The organism is Kitasatospora sp. NPDC056076, from assembly GCF_042266305.1.
GTDB lineage: Bacteria > Actinomycetota > Actinomycetes > Streptomycetales > Streptomycetaceae > Kitasatospora.
In genome coordinates, this window is sequence record NZ_JBHJWG010000020.1 from 38,714 (window position 1) to 60,541 (window position 21,828).

18 protein-coding genes and 1 pseudogene are annotated in these 21,828 nt (G+C 73.2%); 2 read left to right on the top strand and 17 right to left on the bottom strand.

What is annotated here, in order from left to right; genetic code table 11:
- Positions 1-11 precede the first annotated feature (11 nt).
- Positions 12-464 carry a hypothetical protein gene (locus tag ACFC1T_RS18695; protein ID WP_375889914.1) on the top strand — a complete coding sequence of 151 codons (453 nt, stop codon included), beginning with the start codon at positions 12-14 and terminating at the stop codon, positions 462-464.
- Here ACFC1T_RS18695 and ACFC1T_RS18700 read toward each other — a convergent pair.
- The 4 genes from ACFC1T_RS18700 to def all read right to left on the bottom strand — a co-directional run bounded on the left by ACFC1T_RS18700 (position 427) and on the right by def (position 4,707).
- Positions 427-1,530, bottom strand: a complete 1,104-nt coding sequence (locus ACFC1T_RS18700) for a MerR family transcriptional regulator (protein WP_375889916.1) — start codon at positions 1,528-1,530, stop codon at positions 427-429. The two genes, ACFC1T_RS18695 and ACFC1T_RS18700, sit on opposite strands and share 38 nt — an antisense overlap.
- A 118-nt stretch (positions 1,531-1,648) precedes the next feature.
- On the bottom strand, positions 1,649-3,097 hold the full coding sequence (locus ACFC1T_RS18705) for an RsmB/NOP family class I SAM-dependent RNA methyltransferase (RefSeq protein WP_375889917.1): 1,449 nt from the start codon (positions 3,095-3,097) through the stop codon (positions 1,649-1,651).
- 88 nt (positions 3,098-3,185) lie between these two features.
- Entirely contained in the window at positions 3,186-4,124 is a 939-nt protein-coding gene (fmt, locus tag ACFC1T_RS18710; RefSeq protein WP_375889919.1) for a methionyl-tRNA formyltransferase, read from the bottom strand.
- A gap of 37 nt (positions 4,125-4,161) precedes the next feature.
- Positions 4,162-4,707, bottom strand: a complete 546-nt coding sequence (gene def / locus ACFC1T_RS18715) for a peptide deformylase (protein ID WP_375889921.1) — start codon at positions 4,705-4,707, stop codon at positions 4,162-4,164.
- 256 nt (positions 4,708-4,963) lie between these two features.
- Between def and ACFC1T_RS18720 the strand changes: the two are divergent.
- Positions 4,964-5,309: pseudogene (locus tag ACFC1T_RS18720) on the top strand (hypothetical protein); the annotation flags it as partial.
- Positions 5,310-5,800: 491 nt separating this feature from the next.
- On the opposite strand, the gene ACFC1T_RS18725 reads toward ACFC1T_RS18720, so the two are convergent.
- The 13 genes from ACFC1T_RS18725 to ACFC1T_RS18785 form a co-directional block, all read right to left on the bottom strand.
- The gene (locus ACFC1T_RS18725) at positions 5,801-7,885 is read right to left on the bottom strand and encodes a primosomal protein N' (protein WP_375889922.1); all 2,085 of its coding nucleotides are present in this window, start codon (positions 7,883-7,885) and stop codon (positions 5,801-5,803) included.
- A gap of 98 nt (positions 7,886-7,983) precedes the next feature.
- Positions 7,984-9,192, bottom strand: a complete 1,209-nt coding sequence (gene metK / locus ACFC1T_RS18730; RefSeq protein WP_375889924.1) for a methionine adenosyltransferase — start codon at positions 9,190-9,192, stop codon at positions 7,984-7,986.
- 172 nt (positions 9,193-9,364) lie between these two features.
- Positions 9,365-10,594, bottom strand: coding sequence for a bifunctional phosphopantothenoylcysteine decarboxylase/phosphopantothenate--cysteine ligase CoaBC (coaBC, locus tag ACFC1T_RS18735; protein ID WP_375889926.1), 1,230 nt, complete (start codon positions 10,592-10,594; stop codon positions 9,365-9,367).
- Between the two features lie 207 nt (positions 10,595-10,801).
- Positions 10,802-11,071, bottom strand: coding sequence for a DNA-directed RNA polymerase subunit omega (rpoZ, locus tag ACFC1T_RS18740; RefSeq protein ID WP_188297240.1), 270 nt, complete (start codon positions 11,069-11,071; stop codon positions 10,802-10,804).
- A 37-nt stretch (positions 11,072-11,108) separates the two neighbouring features.
- Positions 11,109-11,666: a guanylate kinase gene (gene gmk / locus ACFC1T_RS18745; RefSeq protein WP_375889928.1), complete on the bottom strand. Its 558-nt coding sequence runs from the start codon at positions 11,664-11,666 to the stop codon at positions 11,109-11,111.
- Between the two features lie 49 nt (positions 11,667-11,715).
- Positions 11,716-12,042, bottom strand: a complete 327-nt coding sequence (mihF, locus tag ACFC1T_RS18750) for an integration host factor, actinobacterial type (protein ID WP_030290269.1) — start codon at positions 12,040-12,042, stop codon at positions 11,716-11,718.
- A 396-nt stretch (positions 12,043-12,438) separates the two neighbouring features.
- Complete coding sequence (gene pyrF / locus ACFC1T_RS18755; RefSeq protein ID WP_375889930.1) at positions 12,439-13,272, bottom strand: orotidine-5'-phosphate decarboxylase; 834 nt, start codon at positions 13,270-13,272, stop codon at positions 12,439-12,441.
- A 50-nt stretch (positions 13,273-13,322) separates the two neighbouring features.
- Positions 13,323-14,426 carry a quinone-dependent dihydroorotate dehydrogenase gene (locus ACFC1T_RS18760; protein ID WP_375889931.1) on the bottom strand — a complete coding sequence of 368 codons (1,104 nt, stop codon included), beginning with the start codon at positions 14,424-14,426 and terminating at the stop codon, positions 13,323-13,325.
- A gap of 89 nt (positions 14,427-14,515) precedes the next feature.
- Positions 14,516-17,824 carry a carbamoyl-phosphate synthase large subunit gene (gene carB, locus ACFC1T_RS18765; protein WP_375889933.1) on the bottom strand — a complete coding sequence of 1,103 codons (3,309 nt, stop codon included), beginning with the start codon at positions 17,822-17,824 and terminating at the stop codon, positions 14,516-14,518.
- Positions 17,817-18,974 (bottom strand): glutamine-hydrolyzing carbamoyl-phosphate synthase small subunit, encoded by a 1,158-nt coding sequence (gene carA, locus ACFC1T_RS18770; protein ID WP_375889935.1) that lies wholly within the window; start codon positions 18,972-18,974, stop codon positions 17,817-17,819. Before carA ends, carB begins: the two co-directional genes overlap by 8 nt.
- On the bottom strand, positions 18,971-19,543 hold the full coding sequence (locus ACFC1T_RS18775) for a hypothetical protein (protein ID WP_375889937.1): 573 nt from the start codon (positions 19,541-19,543) through the stop codon (positions 18,971-18,973). The genes carA and ACFC1T_RS18775 overlap by 4 nt, the downstream gene beginning before the upstream one ends.
- The gene (locus ACFC1T_RS18780; RefSeq protein ID WP_375889939.1) at positions 19,540-20,844 is read right to left on the bottom strand and encodes a dihydroorotase; all 1,305 of its coding nucleotides are present in this window, start codon (positions 20,842-20,844) and stop codon (positions 19,540-19,542) included. Before ACFC1T_RS18780 ends, ACFC1T_RS18775 begins: the two co-directional genes overlap by 4 nt.
- Positions 20,841-21,827 carry an aspartate carbamoyltransferase catalytic subunit gene (locus tag ACFC1T_RS18785; protein WP_375889941.1) on the bottom strand — a complete coding sequence of 329 codons (987 nt, stop codon included), beginning with the start codon at positions 21,825-21,827 and terminating at the stop codon, positions 20,841-20,843. Before ACFC1T_RS18785 ends, ACFC1T_RS18780 begins: the two co-directional genes overlap by 4 nt.
- Between the last annotated feature and the right edge of the window lies 1 nt (position 21,828).

The window sequence follows — 21,828 nt, forward strand, 5'->3', positions numbered from 1 at the left end:
GGTTGACCACCATGGACTCGATCCTCAGCTGCCACTGGCACGACCAGGACGGCGCGTGGGAACTGACCGTCCGTCGCAACGGACCGGCGTGGGAGCTGTTCGCGTCCGCGCCGTTCGGTTCGGAGTCACTCCCCTTCGCCGACCCGGACGAGGTCCGCCGGCTCGCCCAGACCCTCCTCGACCTGCCCGCCGAGCCCGAGCCGTACGAGTTCGAATGGACGCTCTCCCGGACGGACTTCGCCCACACCGAGCGGGAGCGCACCCTCTTCGCGACCCTCGCCGTCGGACTGGACCCCGACGACGGCCACCGCCCGTACCTCGCCTACCAGTCCTCCCACCACCTGCGCGAGTTCGCCGCGCTCGGCCTGGAGGTGATCTGCGAGGACCCCCCGGTCGACCACCTCCGCGCCCAGGCCCACGCCTTCCTCACCAACTGCCCGGCCCCGCCACCCCTCCAGCCGTAACCCCGCCCACCCGTACGGCCCGTACCGCCTGCGCTGCCCGCGCCGCCTGCACGGCCCGCACCGCCCAGTCCAGCACCTCACCCGAACTCTCCGGCGCCACCCACCCGTTGACGACCGCCAGCAACTCCAGGTACCGCTCCCGCCGGGGGTCCGCCATCGCCCGCAGTCGCCCCACCAGCCGGTCCACCAGCCGGTCCACCAGGCACTCCACCAGCCGGGCCGGCAGCCGGGCCCGCAGCTGCTCCCCCGCCCCGGCCCTGCCCACCAACTCCGCGTACCGCTCCAGCAGGACCGCGACCACCCGCGCCGCCTCCGCCGATCCCGGCTCCACCCCCGCCGCCACCGCCGGGCCGACCGCCCTCCGTACCAGCACGGCCAGTCCGGGCCGGGGCGGTGCACCGGTCGCACCCTCCGCCGCCTCGTCCTCCGCCAGTCCGCGCAACAGCTCCCGGAACCCGTCGTCCCCGGCCAGCAGCGCCAACTCCACCCAGGCCTCGACCTGTTCGTCCGACGGCCGCTCCGGCAGCCGGGGCGTCAGCGACTCGGCCACCCCACCCCAGCACCCCTCCGCGCCGGGCACCGCAGACCCGCCGGACACCGCAGCCCCGCCGGGCACCGCGGCCGCTCCGAACACCGCGGCCAGGAACTCCCCGACCAGGCGCCCCCGTTCGTCCTCCGTCAATCGGGCCAGCCGGTGCACGAGCGTCAACTCCTCCGTGGTCGCCCCGCGCGCGGCCACCGTCCGCAGCACCGCCTGCCGCAGCCGCAGCACCCGGATCCGGACGTCCAGCGCCGCGGCGTGCGCCGCCGCGACCTCGGACAGCGCGCGCTCGCGGCCGAGCACCTGCCGGACTTCCGGCAGACCGAGCCCGAGCTCGCGCAGGGTGCGCACCAGGTCCAGGCGGGCGACGGCGTCCGTGCCGTACCGCCGGTGGCCGGCCGGGTTGCGGTCGGCCGGCGACACGATCCCCTGGTCCGAGTAGAACCGGACGGTCTTCACCGTCAGCCCGGTCCGCCGGGCCAGTTCACCGATGGTGAGGAGGGTGGGGAGCGCATCGCCGTTCATGCCCGCCACCCTGCCGCCTCCCCCTACAGGAGGTGCAACCCCGGCAACCAAGGCGACCCCGGCAGCCCAGGCAGCCCAGGCGACCTGGGCCCCCAAGGCCGCCCGGGCGACCAGTGGCTCAGGCCGTCCGCCGCAGCAGCGCCAGGTACATCGCGTCCGTCCCGTGCAGGTGCGGCCACAGCTGCACGTCCGGCCCGTCGCCGAGCGCGGGAACGCCGGGCAGCAGCGGCCGGGCGTCGATCCACTCGACCCGGCCGCCCTGCTCGCGCAGCACGTCGTCGACCACCGCCCGGGTCTCCGCGAGGTGCGGCGAGCAGGTCGCGTAGCCGACCACGCCGCCGATCCGGGTGGCCTCGATCGCCGAGCGCAGCAGGTCCCGCTGGAGCGGGCCGAAGGCCGCGACATCGGCCGGCCGGCGCCGCCAGCGCGCCTCCGGGCGGCGCCGCAGCGCGCCCAGGCCGGAGCAGGGGACGTCGACCAGCACCCGGTCGAAGCCGCCGGAGCGCCAGGCCGGGCGCGTCCCGTCGGCCGCGATCACCGTGTACGGGCCGGGGTTGCCCTCCAGCGCCCGCGCCACCAGCCGGGCCCGGTGCGGCTGCTTCTCGCTCGCGACCAGTCCCGCGCCGCGCTCCGCGGCCAGGGCGGCGAGCAGGGCGGCCTTGCCGCCCGGGCCGGCGCAGCCGTCCAGCCAGAGCCGGTCCGGGCCGTCCAGCGGCGCGCTCGCGAGCGCCAGGGCGACCAGCTGGCTGCCCTCGTCCTGGACGCCGGCCCGGTTCTCCTGGACGGCGGTCAGCGCACCGGGGTCGCCGCCCTCGGCGAGCCGCAGCGCGAACGGGGACCAGCGCCCGGGCTCGGCCTCGGGCAGCACCTCGGCCAGCTCGCCGACGGTGGCCCGGCCGGGCCGGGCGACCAGGGTGACCTCGGGCCGGGCGTTGTCGGCCCGCAGCAGTTCCTCGATCGCGGTGCGCCCGGAGGCGTCCGGCTGCCAGCGGCCGAGCGAGTCCCAGAGGGCGGAGACCACCCAGCGCGGGTGCGAGTGCACGACCGCCAGGTGGTCCTCGGCGTCCTTGTCGTACGGCGGGGCGACCCGCTCGATCCAGGCGTCCAGGTCGTGGGCGCTGATCCGGCGCAGCACGGCGTTGACGAACTTGGCCTTGCCGTCGCCGAGCACCACCCGGGCCAGCTCGACGGTCGCCGAGACGGCCGCGTGGCTGGGGATGCGGGTGGTGAGCAGCTGGTGGGCGCCGAGCGAGAGCACGTCCAGCACCGGCGGGTCGACCTTGCTCAGCGGCCGGTCGATGCAGGCGGCGATGACCGCGTCGTAGGTGCCCTGGAGCCGCAGGGTGCCGTAGACGAGTTCGGTGGCGAGGGCGGCGTCGCGCCGGTCCATGCCCTTCTGCTCGGCCTCGCGGAGCAGGGAGGGCAGGATCAGGTTGGCGTACGCGTCACGCTCGTCGACGGCGCGCAGCGCGCGGAACGCGACGATCCGGGCCGGGTCCTTCTTCGGCCGCCGGTGCGGACGGGGGGCGCGCTTGGCGCCTGCGGGGGTGTTCGGGGGCGTGCTCACAGATACCTCAAAGTGCTGCGGTGGCTATTTTTCGTACGAAACATGCGGATCGTACGGATCAAACGAACAGTAACGCCAAACCGGAGGCTCAGCCTCCGAACCGCTCCCCGGCCTCCAGCCGCGCCCCGCGCGCCCAGTCGGCGGCCCGCATCTCCTTCTTCCCCTGCGGACGCACCTCCCCCAGCTCCAGGTCGTGGGAGCCGGTGCCGACCCGCACGCTGTTCTTGCCGACCATCGCGACCTCGCCCGCTGCCAGCTCGGCCGACTCCGGCAGCAGCTTGACCGGCCCGGTGACCTTGAGCCGCTCGCCCCGGAACTCCGTCCACGCGCCCGGCGCGGGCGCGCAGCCGCGCACCACCCGGTCGATCCGCAGCGCGGGGTGGTTCCAGTCGATCCGGGCGTCCTCGACGGCGATCTTCGGCGCGAGGGTGACGCCCTCGGCGGGCTGCGGCACGGCGTGCAGCGAGCCGTCCTCGATGCCGTCCATGGTGGCCGCGAGCAGCCGGGCGCCGGAGAACGAGAGCCGGGTGAGCAGGTCGCCGCTGGTGTCGCTCGGGCGGACCTCCTCGGTGATCACCCCGTAGACCGGGCCGGAGTCCAGGCCCTGCTCGATCAGGAAGGTGGAGGCGCCGGTCACCTCGTCACCGGCCAGCACCGAGTGCTGGACGGGGGCCGCGCCACGCCAGGCGGGCAGCAGCGAGAAGTGCAGGTTGACCCAGCCGTGCTTCGGGATCTCCAGGGTGCCGGGGCGCAGCAGCGCGCCGTAGGCGACCACCGGGCAGCAGTCGGGGGCGAGTTCGGTGAGCCGGGCGACGAAGTCCGGGTCGCTGGGCTTCGCCGGCTTGAGGACCTCGATCCCGGCCTCCTCGGCGCGCTGGGCGACGGGGCTGGCGACCAGCTTGCGCCCGCGCCCGGCGGGGGCGTCGGGGCGGGTGACCACCGCGACGACCTCGTGCCGGTCGGAGGCGATCAGCGCGTCGAGGGCGGGAACGGCGACCTCGGGGGTGCCGGCGAAGACGAGACGCATCAAGTGCCTTTCTGCATACGGGAATCGAGGAACGAACTCAGCGAGCGGAGCCGAAGGTGCTGTGCGGCGAGACCTTGACGACGGGCGCCGGCCCGGTGCCCCAGTCGGCCTCCCGGATGGCCTTCAACGCGGCCTTGCGCTGCTCCCGGTCGAGCCGGTCGATGAAGATGATGCCGTCCAGGTGGTCGGTCTCGTGCTGGATGCACCGGGCGAGCAGCTGGGTGCCCTCCAGCGTGACCGGGTCCCCGTACATGTTGAAGCCCTTGGCCACCACGCCGTACGCGCGCTTGGTGTCGTAGCGCAGTCCGGGCAGCGAGAGGCAGCCCTCCGGGCCCTCCTGCTCGTCCTCGCTGAGCGACAGGTCCGGGTTGATCAGGTGCCCGGTGACGCCGTCCACGTGGTAGGTGAACACCCGCAGCGAGACGCCGAGTTGGGGCGCGGCGAGGCCGGCGCCGGGGGCGTCGAGCATGGTGTCGGTGAGGTCGGCGACCAGCCTGCGCAGTTCCTTGTCGAAGGTGGTCACCGGCTGGGCGCTGGCCCGCAGGACGGGGTCTCCGAAGAGACGGATCGGCTGGATCGCCACGGGGTACGGGCTCCTGTCCGGACTGGGCTCGGGCTGCGGGCAACGGCTGGTTCCCGCCAAGTCTATGCAACCCGCCCGGGCGCTCCGACGGGCCGTCCTCGGACGCCCGCACCGGCTTCTGGCATATCCCGAGTCTGCCGAGCCGCGTTACCCCGGCCCCCGCTTCGGCGTTGGTCAAGAGAGATTGACCGGGGCCGGGCGCACGGGACACCGCGCTCCGGCCGAGCTGAACCGTACGGAAGGTGGCACGTAGGCCATGGCCGAGCAGATCAACCACGACGCCCGGGCGCGGGCGAGCCTGCACCTGCTGGTGCGGGACATCGAGCGGGTGAGGCGCCAGGTCGACGCGCTGCGGACGCTCACCGCCCAGCTGGGCAACGTCTACCGACCCCGCCGGCCGAGCACCTCGGCCGGCTTCGTGGTGTACGGGCGGGCGCCCGCGCCGACCGTGCGCCTGGCGCAGGAGCTGCGGGAGAGCGTGGAGACCCTGGTGGCGGCGGCGGTCGAGTTCGACCGGGCGCTGGGCTTCTCCTGGGACTCGGTGGGCTCCGCCCTCGGGGTCACCAAGCAGGCGGTCCACCGCCGTTACGGGATGCGCCGCCCGACCAGCGAACTCCTCGCCGCCAGCGGCGCCGTCCCCGGCCCCGCCCGCCCGGACCGCTCCGAGGAGCTGCCCGTCCCCACCGAGCGCAGCGGCGGCCTGGCCGCCACCGTCCCGGCGGCCCGCCAGGGCGGCCTGGACCGCTCCAGCCTGGAGCGCAACGCCCTGGACCGCACCCCGATCGACCGCACACCGATGGACCGCACCCCCATCGACCGCACCCCCGTCGGCGCCCCCGTCGACCGGACGCCGCTCGACCGCACCCCCGTCGGCACCCCCGTCGACCGGACGCCACTCGACCGCACCCCCGTCGACCGCGACCGCACGCCCGCCGAGCGCCCGCCGACCGGCATCCCCCTCCGCGGCTGACCACCCGCGCCGCCGACCGGGCCGCCCCGGGGCGGGGTGGCCCACTCACCCCGCCCCCGCAGGTCCGTCACCCCCGCCGGCCACCACCGGTCAACAGCCCCCAGCCCCCAGCCACCCCCACCGCTACCCGATGTCCGTCGGATCCACCCGCACCCGCACCGGCTCCGGCGTCCGCAGCGCGATCCGCGCGATCTGCGCCGCCTTGAGCGCCGCCGCCAGCGCGGCCCCCTGCCCGGGCGCCACCCGCAGCAGCGCCCGCTCCTGCTCCTCCCCGCGCAGCGCGGGCACCGGCACCGGCCCGAGCACGTCCGCGCCCTCCGGCAGCCGGATCAGGTTCAGCAGGTCGGCGACGGCCGCCGGGCTCCCGCTGACGGCGGCCATCCGCGACACCGGCGGGAAGTGCAGCTGCGCCCGTTCGTCCCGTTCCAGCCCGGCGTGCCCCAGCGGGTCCCAGCGGACCAGGGCCTGCACCGGCCGGGCCGAGGGCTCGGCGACCACGACGACCGTCCCGCCCTCCCCGGCGGGCCGGGCCAGGGCGGCGGCGGCCAGCCAGAGCCGCAGGGTCTCCTCCCCCGCCCGCAGGTCGGGCCGGCCGAGCAGGGCCCAGCCGTCCAGCAGCAGCACCGCCCCGTACCCGGAGCCGCCCTCGACCACCGGCTCCGCGCCCGGGGTGGAGATCACCAGCGAGGGCTCGTCCGGCACGGTGTCCAGCACCGCGTCCCGCCCCGAGGTCCGGACCGGGATCCGCGGGAACGCCTTGCCCAGTTCCTCCGCGGTGCGCCGGGCGCCGACCACCTGGGCCCGCAGCCGGAAGGAGCCGCACTCGGGGCAGTGCCAGTCGTTCTCCGCCTCCCCGCACCAGCCGCAGCTGAGCGGGGCGTCGGCCGAGGGCGCCTCCAGGGGCCCTTCGCAGCGCCGGCAGCGGGCGGGCGTGCGGCAGCGGCCGCAGGCGAGCCGGGGCACGTAGCCGCGCCGGGGTACCTGGATGAGCACCGGGTGCCCGGCCGCCAGCGACTCCCGGGCGGCCTCCCAGCCGACCGAGGGCAGCCGGGCGGCCTGGGCGGCGGCGTCCCGGTGCTGGTCCTGGTCGGTGACGGTCCGCACCCGGGGCGCGACCTGCCGCACCGTCTCCCGGTCGGCGACCAGCGGCCGGGCCCAGCCGGTGGCGACCAGCTGGGCGCCCTCCACGGTCACCGTGTGCCCGCCGAGCAGCACGGCCGCGCCCTCCTCGGCGGCGCGCAGCAGCGCCACCTCGCGCACGTGCGGGTGGGGGGCGCGCGGGTCGCTGTGGCTGCCGTCCCCGTCGGACCAGACCACGACGAGGCCGAGGTCGCGGACGGGCGCGAACATGGTGGCCCTGGTCCCGATCGCGGCGTGCACCGAGCCGCGGCTGACCGCCAGCCAGCGCCGGTAGCGCTCGCGCGGGCCGAGGTCGGCCTCCAGTGCCATGTGCATCCCGGGGCCGAGCAGCTCGGTCAGCGCCCGGTCGACCCGGGCGACCGAGCGGCGGTCCGGCAGCACGACCAGGGCGCCGCGCCCACCGGCCAGCGTCGCCGCGACCGCCCGGGCGATCTCGTACGGCCAGCCGGGCCCCGGGAGCGCCGCCCACACCGCCCGCGGCGAGCCGCCGTCGGCCAGCGCGGTGAGGAAGTCCGGCCCGGCCGGGTAGCGCTGCCAGCCCCCGGGCGCCGGGGCCTGGGGGCGCGGCAGCGGCGCCGGGGAGGGCTCGGCCTCGGCCTTGGCGTGCCGGGGCGGCACGGCGAGCTGGAGCACGTCGGCCAGCGTCCCGGCGTACCGGTCGGCGACGGTGCGGCAGAGCCGCAGCAGCTGCGGGCTGAGCACGGGTTCGGGCGAGAGCACCTGGGCGAGCGGGGCGAGCGGGCCGGCGAAATCGCTCTTCTCCAGCCGGGCGACGATGAACCCGTCGTGCAGTTCCCCCCCCTCGCGCTGGCCCTTGACCACCCGCGCTCCGAAACGCACCCGCACCCGGACGCCCGGCTGGGCCTCCTCCGCCATCGCGGCGGGCACCTCGTAGTCGAAGAGCTTGTCGATGGTGAGCACGCCCTTGTCCACCACGACCCGGGCCACCGGCAGGTGCTCGGCCCGTTTGGCCCCGCGCCACGACCGGGGCTTGGCCCGCTTGACCGTCTCCCGGATGAACGCCAGCTGCTCCGGCTCGGCGCCCCCGTTCTCCCCTGTGCTGCTCATCGCTCCCAAGTACTACCAGGTCACACCGACAGGACGCACAAAGCGGAGCGGCGCCCACCCCGCAACAGGGGTGGGCGCCGCTCGGCAGAGCCGGGACGTCAGTCCTGGACGGCAGCCTTGAGCTGCTCCACGCGGTCGGTGCGCTCCCAGGTGAAGTCCGGCAGCTCACGGCCGAAGTGGCCGTACGCGGCGGTCTGGGAGTAGATCGGGCGCAGCAGGTCCAGGTCGCGGATGATCGCGGCCGGGCGCAGGTCGAAGACCTCGGAGACGGCCTTCTGGATGCTGAGGACCGGAACGGTCTCGGTGCCGAAGGTCTCCACGAACAGGCCGACCGGCTCGGCCTTGCCGATCGCGTACGCGACCTGCACCTCGGCGCGGCGGGCGAGGCCGGCGGCGACGATGTTCTTCGCCACCCAGCGCATCGCGTACGCGGCCGAGCGGTCCACCTTGGACGGGTCCTTGCCCGAGAAGGCGCCGCCACCGTGGCGGGCCATGCCGCCGTAGGTGTCGATGATGATCTTGCGGCCGGTGAGGCCGGCGTCGCCCATCGGGCCGCCGATCTCGAAGCGGCCGGTCGGGTTGACCAGCAGGCGGTAGCCCTCGGTGGTCAGCTTGATGCCCTGGTCGGCCAGCGCCTTGAGCTCCGGCTCCACGACGAACTCGCGGATGTCCGGGGTGAGCAGCGACTCCAGGTCGATGTCACTGGCGTGCTGGGTGGAGACGACCACGGTGTCGAGGCGGACGGCCTTGTCGCCGTCGTACTCGATGGTGACCTGGGTCTTGCCGTCGGGGCGCAGGTACGGGATGGTCCCGTTCTTGCGCACCTCGGTGAGGCGGCGGGAGAGGCGGTGCGCCAGGGTGATCGGCAGCGGCATCAGCTCGGGCGTCTCGTCCGACGCGTAGCCGAACATCAGGCCCTGGTCGCCGGCGCCCTGCTTGTCCAGGTCGTCCTCGTCGCCCTCGACCCGGGCCTCGTACGCGGTGTCGACACCCTGCGCGATGTCGGGCGACTGGGCACCGATGGACACCGACACGCCGCAGGAGGCGCCGTCGAAGCCCTTCTTGGAGCTGTCGTAGCCGATCTCCAGGATCTTGTCCCGGACGAGCTGGGCGATCGGGGCGTACGCCTTGGTGGTCACCTCGCCGGCCACGTGCACCTGGCCGGTCGTGATGAGCGTCTCCACGGCGACCCGGGAGGTCGGGTCCTCCCGCAGGAGAGCGTCAAGGATGGTGTCGCTGATCTGGTCAGCGATCTTGTCGGGGTGTCCCTCGGTCACGGACTCCGAGGTGAACAGGCGGCGAGACACAGCGCTCCCTGGGGTTGCAGCGGCTGCTGACTGAAGGCCCCCGGCGAACCGGGGACATCCGGAAAGACTTGATTCCTGGAGTCTAACCGGCTGCTTCCGCCGAACGTCACCCGCTTCCGGAAATCAAGAACGTTCTCGAGCGGGAATCCATCGGGAATCGAGCGGGAATCGATCAGTTCCGACCCGATTCCAGCCGCTTTGCCACCAGATCCCAGACCACGTCCGCGAGCACCTCCTTGGGGCCCACCGGTACGGGGGTCTCGCTGCCGTCCGCGCCCAGTACCACGGCCTCGTTGACGTCCTGCCCGAAGGCCTTGCCGTCGCCCACCTCGTTGACCACCAGCAGGTCGCACCCCTTCCGGGCGAGCTTGGCGCGGCCGTTGGCGAGCACGTCGTCGGTCTCCGCCGCGAAACCCACCACCAGTTGGCCCGAACGGGGGCGGTGCGCCGACAGCTCGGCCAGCACGTCGGGATTGCGGACCAGCGCGACCGGCGCCGGCTCGACCCCGTCGACCTTCTTGATCTTGCCGGTGGCGTACTCGGCGGGCCGGAAGTCCGCCACCGCCGCGGCCATCACCACGGCGTCCGCGTCCGCGGCCGCCGCCAGCGCCGCCTCGCGCAGCTCCAGCGCGGTCGAGACGTGCACCACGTCCACCCCGGCCGGGTCGGGCAGCTCGGCGTTGGCCGAGACGAGGGTCACCCGCGCCCCGCGGGCCGCGGCGGTCACGGCGAGCGCGTAGCCCTGCTTGCCGGAGGAGCGGTTGCCGAGGTAGCGCACCGGGTCCAGCGGCTCCCGGGTGCCGCCGGCCGAGACCACCAGGTGCCGGCCGGCCAGGTCGGTCGGCACCGCCCCGCCGCGGCGCAGCACGGCCCGGCAGGCCTCGAAGATCGCGCCGGGCTCGGGCAGCCGCCCCTTGCCGGTGTCCTTGCCGGTCAGCCGCCCGACGGCCGGCTCCAGCACGATCACGCCGCGGCGGCGCAGGGTGGCGACGTTCTCCCGGGTGGCGGGGTGCTCCCACATCTCTGTGTGCATCGCGGGCGCCACCACGACCGGGCAGCGGGCGGTGAGCAGGGTGTTGGTGAGCAGGTCGTCGGCGAGCCCGTGGGCGGCCTTGGCGATCAGGTCGGCGGTGGCGGGGGCGACCACCACCAGGTCGGCCTGCTGGCCGATCCGCACGTGCGGCACCTCGTGCACGCGCTCCCAGGTCTCGGTGGCGGCCGGGCGGCCGGAGAGCGCGGCCCAGGTGGCCTCGCCGACGAAGTGCAGCGCCGCCGCGGTGGGCACCACGGTGACCTGGTGGCCGGACTCGGTGAACCGGCGCAGCAGCTCGCACGCCTTGTAGGCGGCGATCCCGCCGCTGACACCGAGGACCACGCGGGGGGCGTCCGCACTCGCGCTCATCTACCGGCCTTTCTCCGCATCGGGCACCCGACAGATCGGGAACCCGCCCACCCTACGACCCCTCGACGATCACTCGCACCGTGCCCCACCCCGACCGGGAGACGGCGAGCGGAGAACGCCGGAGGGCCCGGCGACCCCTACCGGAAAACGCCGGAGGGCCCGGCGGAAGAATTCCGCCCGGCCCTCCGGGGAAGTTGCGGGGCTGCCTCAGGCGGCGCCCTCGACCGCCTCGGCGGTCAGCATGCCGGCGTTGATCTCGCGCAGCGCGATCGACAGCGGCTTCTCGTGCACGTGGGTGTCGACCAGCGGGCCGACGTACTCCAGCAGGCCCTCGCCGAGCTGGGAGTAGTAAGCGTTGATCTGGCGCGCGCGCTTGGCGGCGTAGATCACGAGGCTGTACTTCGAGTCGGTGGCCTCAAGCAGCTCGTCGATCGGCGGGTTGATGATGCCCTCGGGCGCGGTCATGGAAGAGGACACGCGAAAACCTTCCGAAAGGGTGGAAAAGACTGACAGGTCAGGCTACACCGAGCAAGGCTAGCAGTTCGGCCGCTACCTGCTCGACGGAGGTGTTGACAAGGGTTGTGTCGAACTCGGTCTCGGCCGCGAGCTCGATCGTGGCCGCCTCCAGCCGCCGCTCGATCACGTCCTGCGGCTCGGTGCCCCGGCCGGTCAGCCGACGGACCAGCTCGTCCCAGCTCGGCGGAGCCAGGAAGACCAGCTGGGCGTCGGGCATCGACTCGCGCACCTGGCGGGCGCCCTGGAGGTCGATCTCCAGCAGGACGGGCTCACCGCGCTCCAGCTTCTCCAGCACCGCCGCGCGCGGGGTGCCGTAGCGGTTCCCCGCGAACTCGGCCCATTCCAGCAGCTCGCCGTTGGCGATCAGCTTGTCGAACTCGTCGTTGTCGACGAAGTGGTACTGGACCCCGTTCTTCTCGCCGGGCCTCGGGTGACGGGTGGTGGCCGACACCGAGAGCCAGACCTCGGGGTACATCTTCCTCATATGAGCGACGACCGTGCTCTTGCCGACCCCCGAGGGGCCGGAGAGCACGGTCAGCCGCGGACGCTCACTCATGCACCGATTATCCCGGATCGCGGACGATCCTGGGACCACGGGGGCACGGTCAGGCGGCGCCACCGCCGAACTCCCGCTCCAGGGAGGCGATCTGGTTCGTTCCGAGACCGCGGACACGGCGGCTCTCGCTGATGCCGAGGCGCTCCATGATCTGCTTGGCACGAACCTTGCCGACGCCCGGAAGGGACTCCAGCAGGGCCGAGACCTTCATCTTGCCGATGACGTCGTTGTCATTCTTGCCGGCCTTGATCACCTCGTGCAGGGAGGCGCCGGAGTGCTTGAGCCGGTTCTTGACCTCGGCGCGCTCCCGGCGAGCCTCGGCGGCCTTGGCGAGCGCGGCGGTGCGCTGTTCAGGGGTAAGGGGCGGAAGAGCCACGCCGTTCACCTCAGGGTGTGGAAGGAAGGGATTGAGCTATGACTGGTTCGGTACCTAGGACACCGTCCGCAAGGGGAGCCCAATGGGGAACCACAGGGCCCTGACCTGCGGGAGCTACGGGTTCGCGGCTCGCCGATGACCTATCGCCGGACACTACCCGGATTGCGGCGCCGCGTCAGGAAAAGAACACGAAAAGTCCTGGTCAGCCAAGGCCGACCAGGACTTTCCAGGGCAAAATGACCGCGATTGCGAGACTTTGGCGGGCTCGATGTGACGGCGCTCACGTCAACTCCGGTGCCGCCCCGCCGTCCTGCGGACACTGCGCACGGTCACCGATCGGCTACCGCGGCCCCACCGGCCGGACTGCTCCGGCCACTTGACGGCGTCCGCCGGTGCCTACTTGACGGCGTCCGCGAACTCGCCGACGAAGCGCTCCGCCGCCGCCCGCAGCGCCGGAACCGACGGCCCGTGCTTGAGCACGTCCCGGCTGACGCTCGGCACCACGTTGATCACCGAGGCGCCGAACACCCGCGGCAGGTCCGCCATGGTCGCGCCCTGGGCGCCGATCCCGGGGGCCAGCAGCGGGCCGTTGATGGCCAGGTCCACGCCCGCGTCGGCCAGCGTCGCGCCGACCACCGCGCCGAAGGAGCCCAGCGGCGCGGCGTCCGCGTTCTCCGCCGCCAGCTGGCGCAGCACGGAGGCCGCGACCGGCTCGCCGTCCGCCCCGACGGCGCGCTGCACCTCGGCGCCCTCCGGGTTGGAGGTGAGCGCCAGCGCGAACACCCCGCAGCCCTGCTCGCGGGCCAGGTCGAGGGCCGGGCGCAGCGACCCGAAGCCCAGGTACGGGCTGACCGTGACGGCGTCCGAGAACAGCGGGCTGCTCGGCGACAGGAAGGCCTCCGCGTAGGCGGCCATGGTGGAGCCGATGTCGCCGCGCTTGGCGTCCATCAGCACCAGCGCGCCGGCCGCCCGGGCCTCCTCGACGGCCTTCTCCAGCACCGCGACGCCCTTGCTGCCGAAGCGCTCGAAGAAGGCGGCCTGCGGCTTGAGCACCGCGACGCGGTCGGCCAGGGCCTCCACCACGGTGCGGCTGAACGTCTCCAGCCCCGCGAGGTCGTCGCCGAGCCCCCAGGCGGAGAGCAGGGAGGCGTGCGGGTCGATGCCGACGCAGAGCTGGCCGCGGGTGTCGAGGGCCTGGCGCAGCCGGGCGCCGAACGGGGCGAGGGTCATGTCGTCCTTTCCAGGGGTGGTACGGCCTGCTGCGAGACCGGTCAGGGGGTTCAGGCGCCGCGGACGGCGCTGCCGACGGCCGCGGCGAGGTCGCGGAAGCCCGCGGCCCGGATCCGGGCGGAGAGGCCCTTGTGGATCCGGCGGCACCAGAACGGACCCTCGTAGATGAAGGCGCTGTAGCCCTGCACCAGGTCGGCGCCGTGGATGATCCGCTGCCAGGCGTCCTCGGCGGTCTCCACGCCGCCGACCGAGACCAGGGTCAGCCGGCCGCCGGTGCGGGCGCGCAGCCGCTGGAGGACCTCCAGGGCGCGGGCCTTGAGCGGGGCGCCGGACAGGCCGCCCATGCCGATCTCCTCGACCCGCTGCGGGTCGGCGAGCAGGCCGCCGCGGCCGATCGTGGTGTTGGTGGCGATGATGCCGTCCAGGCCCAGCTCCAGGGCGAGGTCGGCGACGGCGTCGACGTCCTCGTCGGCCAGGTCCGGGGCGATCTTGACCAGCAGCGGCACGTGGTGCGCGGTGGCGCGGTCGGCGGCCTCGCGCACGGCGGCGAGCAGCGGGCGCAGGTGGTCGACGGCCTGGAGGTTGCGCAGCCCGGGGGTGTTCGGGGAGCTGACGTTGACCACCAGGTAGTCGGCGTACTTGGCCAGCCGCTCGGTCGACTTGACGTAGTCGGCGACGGCGTCGGCCTCCTCGACCACCTTGGTCTTGCCGATGTTGACGCCGATCACCGGGGTGGAGCTGGTGTGCGGGCGGGCCGCCAGCCGGGCCGCGACCCGGGCCGAGCCCTGGTTGTTGAAGCCCATCCGGTTGATCAGCGCGCGGTCCTCGACCAGGCGGAACAGCCGGGGCGCCGGGTTGCCGGGCTGGGCCTCCCCGGTGATGGTGCCGATCTCGACGTAGTCGAAGCCGAGCATGGCCAGGCCGTCGATGCCGACGCCGTTCTTGTCGAAGCCGGCCGCGAGCCCGAACGGGCCGGGCAGGTCGAGGCCGAGGGCCCGGGTGCGCAGCGCCCGGTCGCGCGGGGCGAGCACCAGCCGCACCAGGGTGCGCAGGCCGGGCACCGAGGAGGCGAGGCGGATCCAGAAGAAGGCCAGGTGGTGGGCCTTCTCGGGGTCCATCCTCTTGAACACGAGGTCGAACAGGAACTTGTACAAAGCGGGATCAACTCCGAAGGCAGCAGCGGGATCAGGGCATACGAGTGGGGGGCACCAATCCGGCTCCGGTGCCCCCCACTGCGGTGGTGCTACTTGCGGCCGGCGTTGATCAGCTCGGCGTGCTCCTGGAGCGACATCACTCCGACCTCGTCGCGCAGCAGCGCGTCCATGCCCTGGACGGCCGCGCCCATCGCCTGGACGGTGGTCAGGCAGGGCACCCCGCGGGAGACCGCCGCGGTGCGGATCTCGTAGCCGTCCAGGCGCCCGCCGGTGCCGTACGGCGTGTTGATGATCAGGTCGACCTCGCCGTCGTGGATCAGCTGGACGATGGTCTTCTCACCGTTCGGGCCCTCGCCCTCGCTGTGCTTGCGCACCAGCGTGGACGGGATGCCGCCGCGCTGGAGCACCTCGGCGGTGCCGGCGGTGGCGAGCACCTCGAAGCCGAGGCCGACCAGCGCCCGGGCCGGGAAGACCAGGTTGCGCTTGTCCCGGTTGGCGACCGAGACGAAGACCTTGCCCTTGGTCGGCAGCGCGCCGTAGGCGCCGGCCTGGGCCTTGGCGTAGGCGGTGCCGAAGACCTTGTCGATGCCCATGACCTCACCGGTCGAGCGCATCTCCGGGCCGAGCACGGTGTCCACGCCGCGGCCGTGGATGTCGCGGAAGCGGCTCCACGGCATCACGGCCTCCTTGACCGCGATCGGCGCGTCGGCCGGCAGGGTGCCGCCGTCGCCCTCGGCGGGGAGCAGGCCCTCGGCGCGCAGCTCGGCGATGGTGGCGCCGAGCGAGACCCGGGCGGCGGCCTTGGCCAGCGGCACCGCGGTCGCCTTGGAGGTGAAGGGGACGGTGCGGGAGGCGCGCGGGTTGGCCTCCAGCACGTAGAGGATGTCCCCGGCCAGCGCGAACTGGATGTTGATCAGGCCGCGGACGCCGACACCGCGCGCGATGGCCTCGGTGGAGGTGCGCAGGCGCTTGATGTCGTAGCCGCCGAGGGTGATCGGGGGCAGCGCGCAGGCGGAGTCGCCGGAGTGGATGCCGGCCTCCTCGATGTGCTCCATGACGCCGCCGAGGTAGAGCTCGGTGCCGTCGTAGAGCGCGTCGACGTCGATCTCCACCGCGTCGTCCAGGAAGCGGTCGATCAGCACCGGGTGCTCGGAGATCAGACCGGCGTGCCGCTCCAGGTAGGACGCGAGCGAGGCCTCGTCGTAGACGATCTCCATGCCGCGGCCGCCGAGCACGTAGGACGGGCGGGCCAGGACGGGGTAGCCGATCTCGTCGGCGATCGCCTTGGCCTCCGCGAAGGAGAAGGCGGTGCCGTGCTTGGGGGCGGGCAGTCCGGCGTCGCGCAGCACGCGGCCGAAGGCGCCGCGCTCCTCGGCGAGGTCGATCGCCTCGGGCTGGGTGCCGACGATCGGCACGCCGTTGTCCTTGAGCGCCTGGGCCAGGCCGAGCGGGGTCTGGCCGCCGAGCTGGACGATCACACCGGCCAGCGGACCGGCCTGCTGCTCGGCGTGGACGATCTCCAGCACGTCCTCCAGGGTGAGCGGCTCGAAGTAGAGCCGGTCGGAGGTGTCGTAGTCGGTGGAGACGGTCTCCGGGTTGCAGTTGACCATGACGGTCTCGAACCCGGCCTCGGCCAGCGCGAAGGAGGCGTGCACGCAGGAGTAGTCGAACTCGATGCCCTGGCCGATGCGGTTGGGGCCCGAGCCGAGGATGATCACGGCCGGCTTGGTGCGCGGGGCGACCTCGCTCTCCTCGTCGTAGGACGAGTAGAAGTACGGGGTCTTGGCGGCGAACTCGGCGGCGCAGGTGTCGACGGTCTTGAACACCGGGCGGATGCCGAGCGCGTGGCGCACCTCGCGGACGACGTCCGGGCGCAGGCCGCGGATCTCGCCGATCTGCTGGTCGGAGAAACCGTGCCGCTTGGCGTGGCGCAGCAGCTCGGGGGTGAGCTCCTCGGCCTCGGCCAGCTCGCCGGCGATCTCGTCCAGCAGGAAGAGCTGGTCGACGAACCACGGGTCGATCTTCGTGTACTCGAAGACCTCCTCCGGGGTGGCGCCGGCCCGGATGGCGTCCATCACGGTGTTGATCCGGCCGTCGGTCGGCACGGTGGCCTTGACCAGCAGCTCGGTCTTCTCGCCGAGCGGGCTCGTCCAGGTGAACTGGGAGCCCTTCTTCTCCAGCGAGCGCAGCGCCTTCTGCAGCGCCTCGGGGAAGTTGCGGCCCATGGCCATGGCCTCGCCGACCGACTTCATGGTGGTGGTCAGCGTGGCGTCGGCGCTCGGGAACTTCTCGAACGCGAACCGCGGGACCTTCACCACGACGTAGTCGAGGGTCGGCTCGAAGGAGGCCGGGGTCTGCTCGGTGATGTCGTTGGGGATCTCGTCCAGGGTGTAGCCGACGGCCAGCTTGGCGGCGATCTTGGCGATCGGGAAGCCGGTGGCCTTGGAGGCGAGCGCCGAGGAGCGGGAGACGCGCGGGTTCATCTCGATGACGATGACCCGGCCGTCGTCGGGGTTGACGGCGAACTGGATGTTGCAGCCGCCGGTGTCGACGCCGACCTCGCGGATCACGGCGATGCCGATGTCGCGCAGGATCTGGTACTCGCGGTCGGTGAGGGTCATCGCCGGGGCGACGGTGATCGAGTCACCGGTGTGCACGCCCATCGGGTCGAAGTTCTCGATGGAGCAGACGACCACGACGTTGTCGTTCTTGTCGCGCATCAGCTCCAGCTCGTACTCCTTCCAGCCGAGGATGGACTCCTCCAGGAGCACCTCGGTGGTCGGCGAGAGGGCCAGGCCCTGGCCGGCGATCCGGCGCAGGTCCTCCTCGTGGTGGGCGAAGCCGGAGCCGGCGCCGCCCATGGTGAAGGAGGGGCGCACCACGACCGGGTAGCCGCCGAGCGTGTCGACGCCGGCCAGCACCTCGTCCATGGTGTGGCAGATGACCGAGCGGGCGGACTCGCCGTGGCCGATCTTGGCCTTGACGGCCTCGACGACGCCCTTGAACAGCTCGCGGTCCTCGCCCTTGTTGATCGCCACGACGTCGGCGCCGATCAGCTCGACGCCGTACTTCTCCAGCGTGCCGGCGCTGTGCAGCGAGATCGCGGTGTTGAGCGCGGTCTGGCCGCCCAGGGTCGGCAGCAGCGCGTCGGGGCGCTCCTTGGCGATGATCTTCTCGACGAAGTCCGGGGTGATCGGCTCGACGTAGGTGGCGTCGGCGATCTCCGGGTCGGTCATGATCGTGGCCGGGTTGGAGTTGACCAGCACGACCCGCAGGCCCTCGGCCTTGAGGACGCGGCAGGCCTGGGTGCCCGAGTAGTCGAACTCGGCGGCCTGGCCGATGACGATCGGGCCGGAGCCGATCACCAGGACGGACTTGATGTCACTGCGCTTAGGCACGCTGGCCCTCCATGAGCTTCACGAAGCGGTCGAACAGGTAGGCGGCGTCGTGCGGGCCGGCGGCCGCTTCGGGGTGGTACTGCACGCTGAAGGCGGGGACGTCGAGTGCCTGGAGGCCCTCGACCACGTCGTCGTTGAGGCAGACGTGGGAGACCTCGACCCGCCCGTAGGGGGTGTCGCTCACCTTGTCCAGCGGCGCGTTCACGGCGAAGCCGTGGTTGTGGGCGGTCACCTCGACCTTGCCGGTGGTGCGGTCCTGCACCGGCTGGTTGATGCCGCGGTGGCCGTACTTGAGCTTGTAGGTGCCGAAGCCGAGGGCGCGGCCGAGGATCTGGTTGCCGAAGCAGATCCCGAAGAACGGGGTCGCCCGCTCCAGCACGCCCTGCGCGACGGCGACCTGGTGGTCGGCGGTGGCCGGGTCGCCCGGGCCGTTGGAGAAGAAGACGCCGTCCGGGTTGACGGCGTAGACGTCCTCCAGGGTGGAGTTGGCGGGCAGCACGTGCACCTCGATGCCGCGCTCGGCCATCCGCTGCGGGGTCATCGCCTTGATGCCGAGGTCCAGCGCGGCGACGGTGAACTTCTTCTCACCGACGGCGGGCACGATGTACGGCTCGGTGGTGGCGACCTCGGCGCACAGGTCGGCGCCCTTCATCTCGGGCGACTGCTGCACCCGGGCGAGCAGGGCGGCCGGGTCGGCCAGCGCCTCGCCGGAGAAGATCCCGCAGCGCATCGCGCCGCGCTCGCGCAGGTGGCGGGTCAGCGCGCGAGTGTCGATGCCGCTGATGCCGACGACGCCCTGGCGGGTCAGCTCCTCGTCCAGCGAGCGGCGGGAGCGCCAGTTGGAGGCCACCCGGGCGGGGTCGCGCACGACGTAGCCGGCGACCCAGATCTGCTTGGACTCGTCGTCCTCGTCGTTCCAGCCGGTGTTGCCGATCTGCGGCGCGGTCATCACGACCACCTGGCGGTGGTACGACGGGTCGGTGAGGGTCTCCTGGTAGCCGGACATGCCGGTGTTGAAGACCGCCTCGCCGAAGGTCTCGCCGGTCGCGCCGTAGGCCTGGCCGCGGAAGGTCCGGCCGTCCTCCAGGACGAGCACGGCCGGGATGCGCTCCCGCCGTTGGCGCTGCGTGGTGGGGGCAGGTGCGGTCATTGCGCGGCCTCTTCCGTCTTCTTCGTCTTCGTGGTACGTGTTGCGAGCTCGTTGATCGCCTCGACCCAGGCGGCGTGCTCGTCGGGGTGGTCGGCCCGGAAGCCGGAGTCCAGCTCGGTGCCCTCGTGGGCCCAGGTGACGACCAGCAGTCCGGAGGGGACGACCTTCCCGGCGATCCCGGAGTCCGTCCGGGCACCGGTGAGGTGCTCGGCCGGGATCCAGAAGTCGACGTCGCCGGGGCGCTGCACCAGCAGCCCGTCCGTGCCGAGGGTGAGGTCGGCCCGGCTGCGGGTGCCCAGGCCGTGCGCGACGACCCGGTCGAGCCAGTTCCCGGCGGTGGTGCTGCCGTGGTACCGCCCGCTGGTCTCCAGGATGGTGCGTCCGGCGCGGGCCGGCACGGCGGGCAGCGGCGGGATCCCGGACTGCAGGGTCCGGCGCCAGTTCCAGCCCTGGCGCATCAGCCAGTAGATCAGGCCGATGACGAGCATCAGTCCGACCGCCCAGCCGATGTAGTCCGGCCAGTCGGTGACCCTCGCCTGCTCCCTGGCCAGCGACGCGTAGCCGGTCACGCCAGGCCGCCCTGCTCGGCCGGCTCGCCGGCCAGCACGGTGGCGCGGCCGCGCAGGAAGGTGGCGTGCACCCGTCCGGGCAGGTCCATGCCCTTGTAGGGGGTGTTGCGGCTGCGGGTGGCGAAGCTCTCGGGGTTCACGGCCCCACGGTACGCGGGATCGAAGAGCACCAGGTTGGCGGGCTCACCCACCGAGATCGGCCGGCCGTGCCCGGTGAGACGGCCGATCCGGGCCGGGCGGTGCGACATCCGGTCGGCGACGCCCTCCCAGTTCAGCAGGCCGGTGTCGACCATGGTCTGCTGGACGACCGACAGCGCGGTCTCCAGGCCGACCATGCCCATCGCGGCCACGGCCCACTCGCAGTCCTTGTCCTCGGCCGGGTGCGGCGCGTGGTCGGTGGCGACGGCGTCGATGGTGCCGTCGGCCAGCGCCTTGCGCAGCGCCTGGACGTCCTCGGCGGTGCGCAGCGGCGGATTCACCTTGTACACCGGGTCGTAGGAGCGGACCAGTTCGTCGGTGAGCAGCAGGTGGTGCGGGGTCACCTCGGCGGTGACGTCCCAGCCCTTGGACTTGGCCCAGCGGACGATCTCGACCGAGCCGGCCGTGGAGAGGTGGCAGACGTGCAGCCGGGAGCCGACGTGCGCGGCGAGCAGCACGTCGCGGGCGATGATCGACTCCTCGGCGACGGCCGGCCAGCCGCCGAGCCCGAGCTCGCCGGAGACCTGGCCCTCGTTCATCTGGGCGCCCTCGGTCAGCCGCGGCTCCTGGGCGTGCTGGGCGACGACGCCGTCGAAGGCCTTGACGTACTCCAGGGCGCGGCGCATCAGCACCGCGTCGTCCACGCACTTGCCGTCGTCGGAGAAGACCCGGACGCCGGCCGCGGACTCGTGCATCGCGCCGAGCTCGGCGAGCTTCTTGCCGCCCAGGCCGACGGTGACGGCGCCGACCGGCTGCACGTCGCAGTAGCCGGCCTCCTGGCCGAGCCGCCAGACCTGCTCGACCACGCCCGCGGTGTCGGCCACCGGGGTGGTGTTGGCCATCGCGTGCACGGCGGTGAAGCCGCCCATCGCGGCGGCCCGGGTGCCGGTGAGCACCGTCTCGGCGTCCTCGCGGCCGGGCTCGCGCAGGTGGGTGTGCAGGTCGACCAGGCCGGGCAGGACGATCATGCCGGTGGCGTCGATCTCGATGTCCGCCTCGACCGCCAGGCCGGTGCCGATCTCCTGGACGACGCCGTCGGCGAGGTGGAGGTCCTGCGGGGCGCCGCCCAGGATCTTGGCGTTGCGGATCAGGTAGCTGGTCACTGGGCGGTCTCCACGGAGTCGGTGCGGGGGGCGGCGGCGGTGTCTGCGAGGGTGGCCCCGCCGAGCAGCAGGTACAGGACGGCCATCCGGACGGAGACGCCGTTGGCGACCTGCTCGACCACGGTGCAGCGCGGCGAGTCGGCGACCTCGGCGGTGATCTCCATGCCGCGGACCATCGGGCCGGGGTGCATCACGATGGCGTGCCCGGGCAGCTGGGCCATCCGGAGGCCGTTCATGCCGTAGCGGCGGCTGTACTCGCGCTCGGTCGGGAAGAACGCGGCGTTCATCCGCTCGCGCTGCACCCGCAGCATCATCAGCGCGTCGGTCTTGGGCAGCACGCTGTCGAGGTCGTAGCTGACCTCGCAGGGCCAGTTCTCGATGCCGATCGGCAGCAGGGTCGGCGGGGCGACGAAGGTCACCTGGGCGCCGAGGGTGGTCAGCAGGTGCACGTTGGAGCGGGCGACCCGGCTGTGCAGGATGTCGCCGACGATGGTGACCCGGCGCCCGGCCAGGTCGTTGCCCAGGCCGGCGTTGAGGTGGCGGCGCATGGTGAAGGCGTCGAGCAGGGCCTGGGTGGGGTGCTCGTGGGTGCCGTCACCGGCGTTGATCACGCTGCCGTGCAGCCAGTCGGACTGGGCCAGCCGGGCCGGCGCGCCCGAGGCGTGGTGGCGGATGACGACCGCGTCGGCCCCCATCGCCTGGAGGGTGAGCGCGGTGTCCTTGAGGCTCTCGCCCTTGGAGACCGAGGAGCCCTTGGCGGAGAAGTTGATGACGTCCGCGGACAGTCGCTTCTCGGCGGCCTCGAAGGAGGTCTTGGTGCGGGTGGAGTCCTCGAAGAAGAGGTTGACGACGGTGCGGCCGCGCAGCGTGGGCAGCTTCTTGACGGCCCGGCCGGAGAGCTGGGCGAGCTCCTCGGCGGTGTCCAGGATCAGCAGCGCGTCGTCGCGGCTGAGATCGGCGGCGGAGACGAGGTGGCGCTTCACG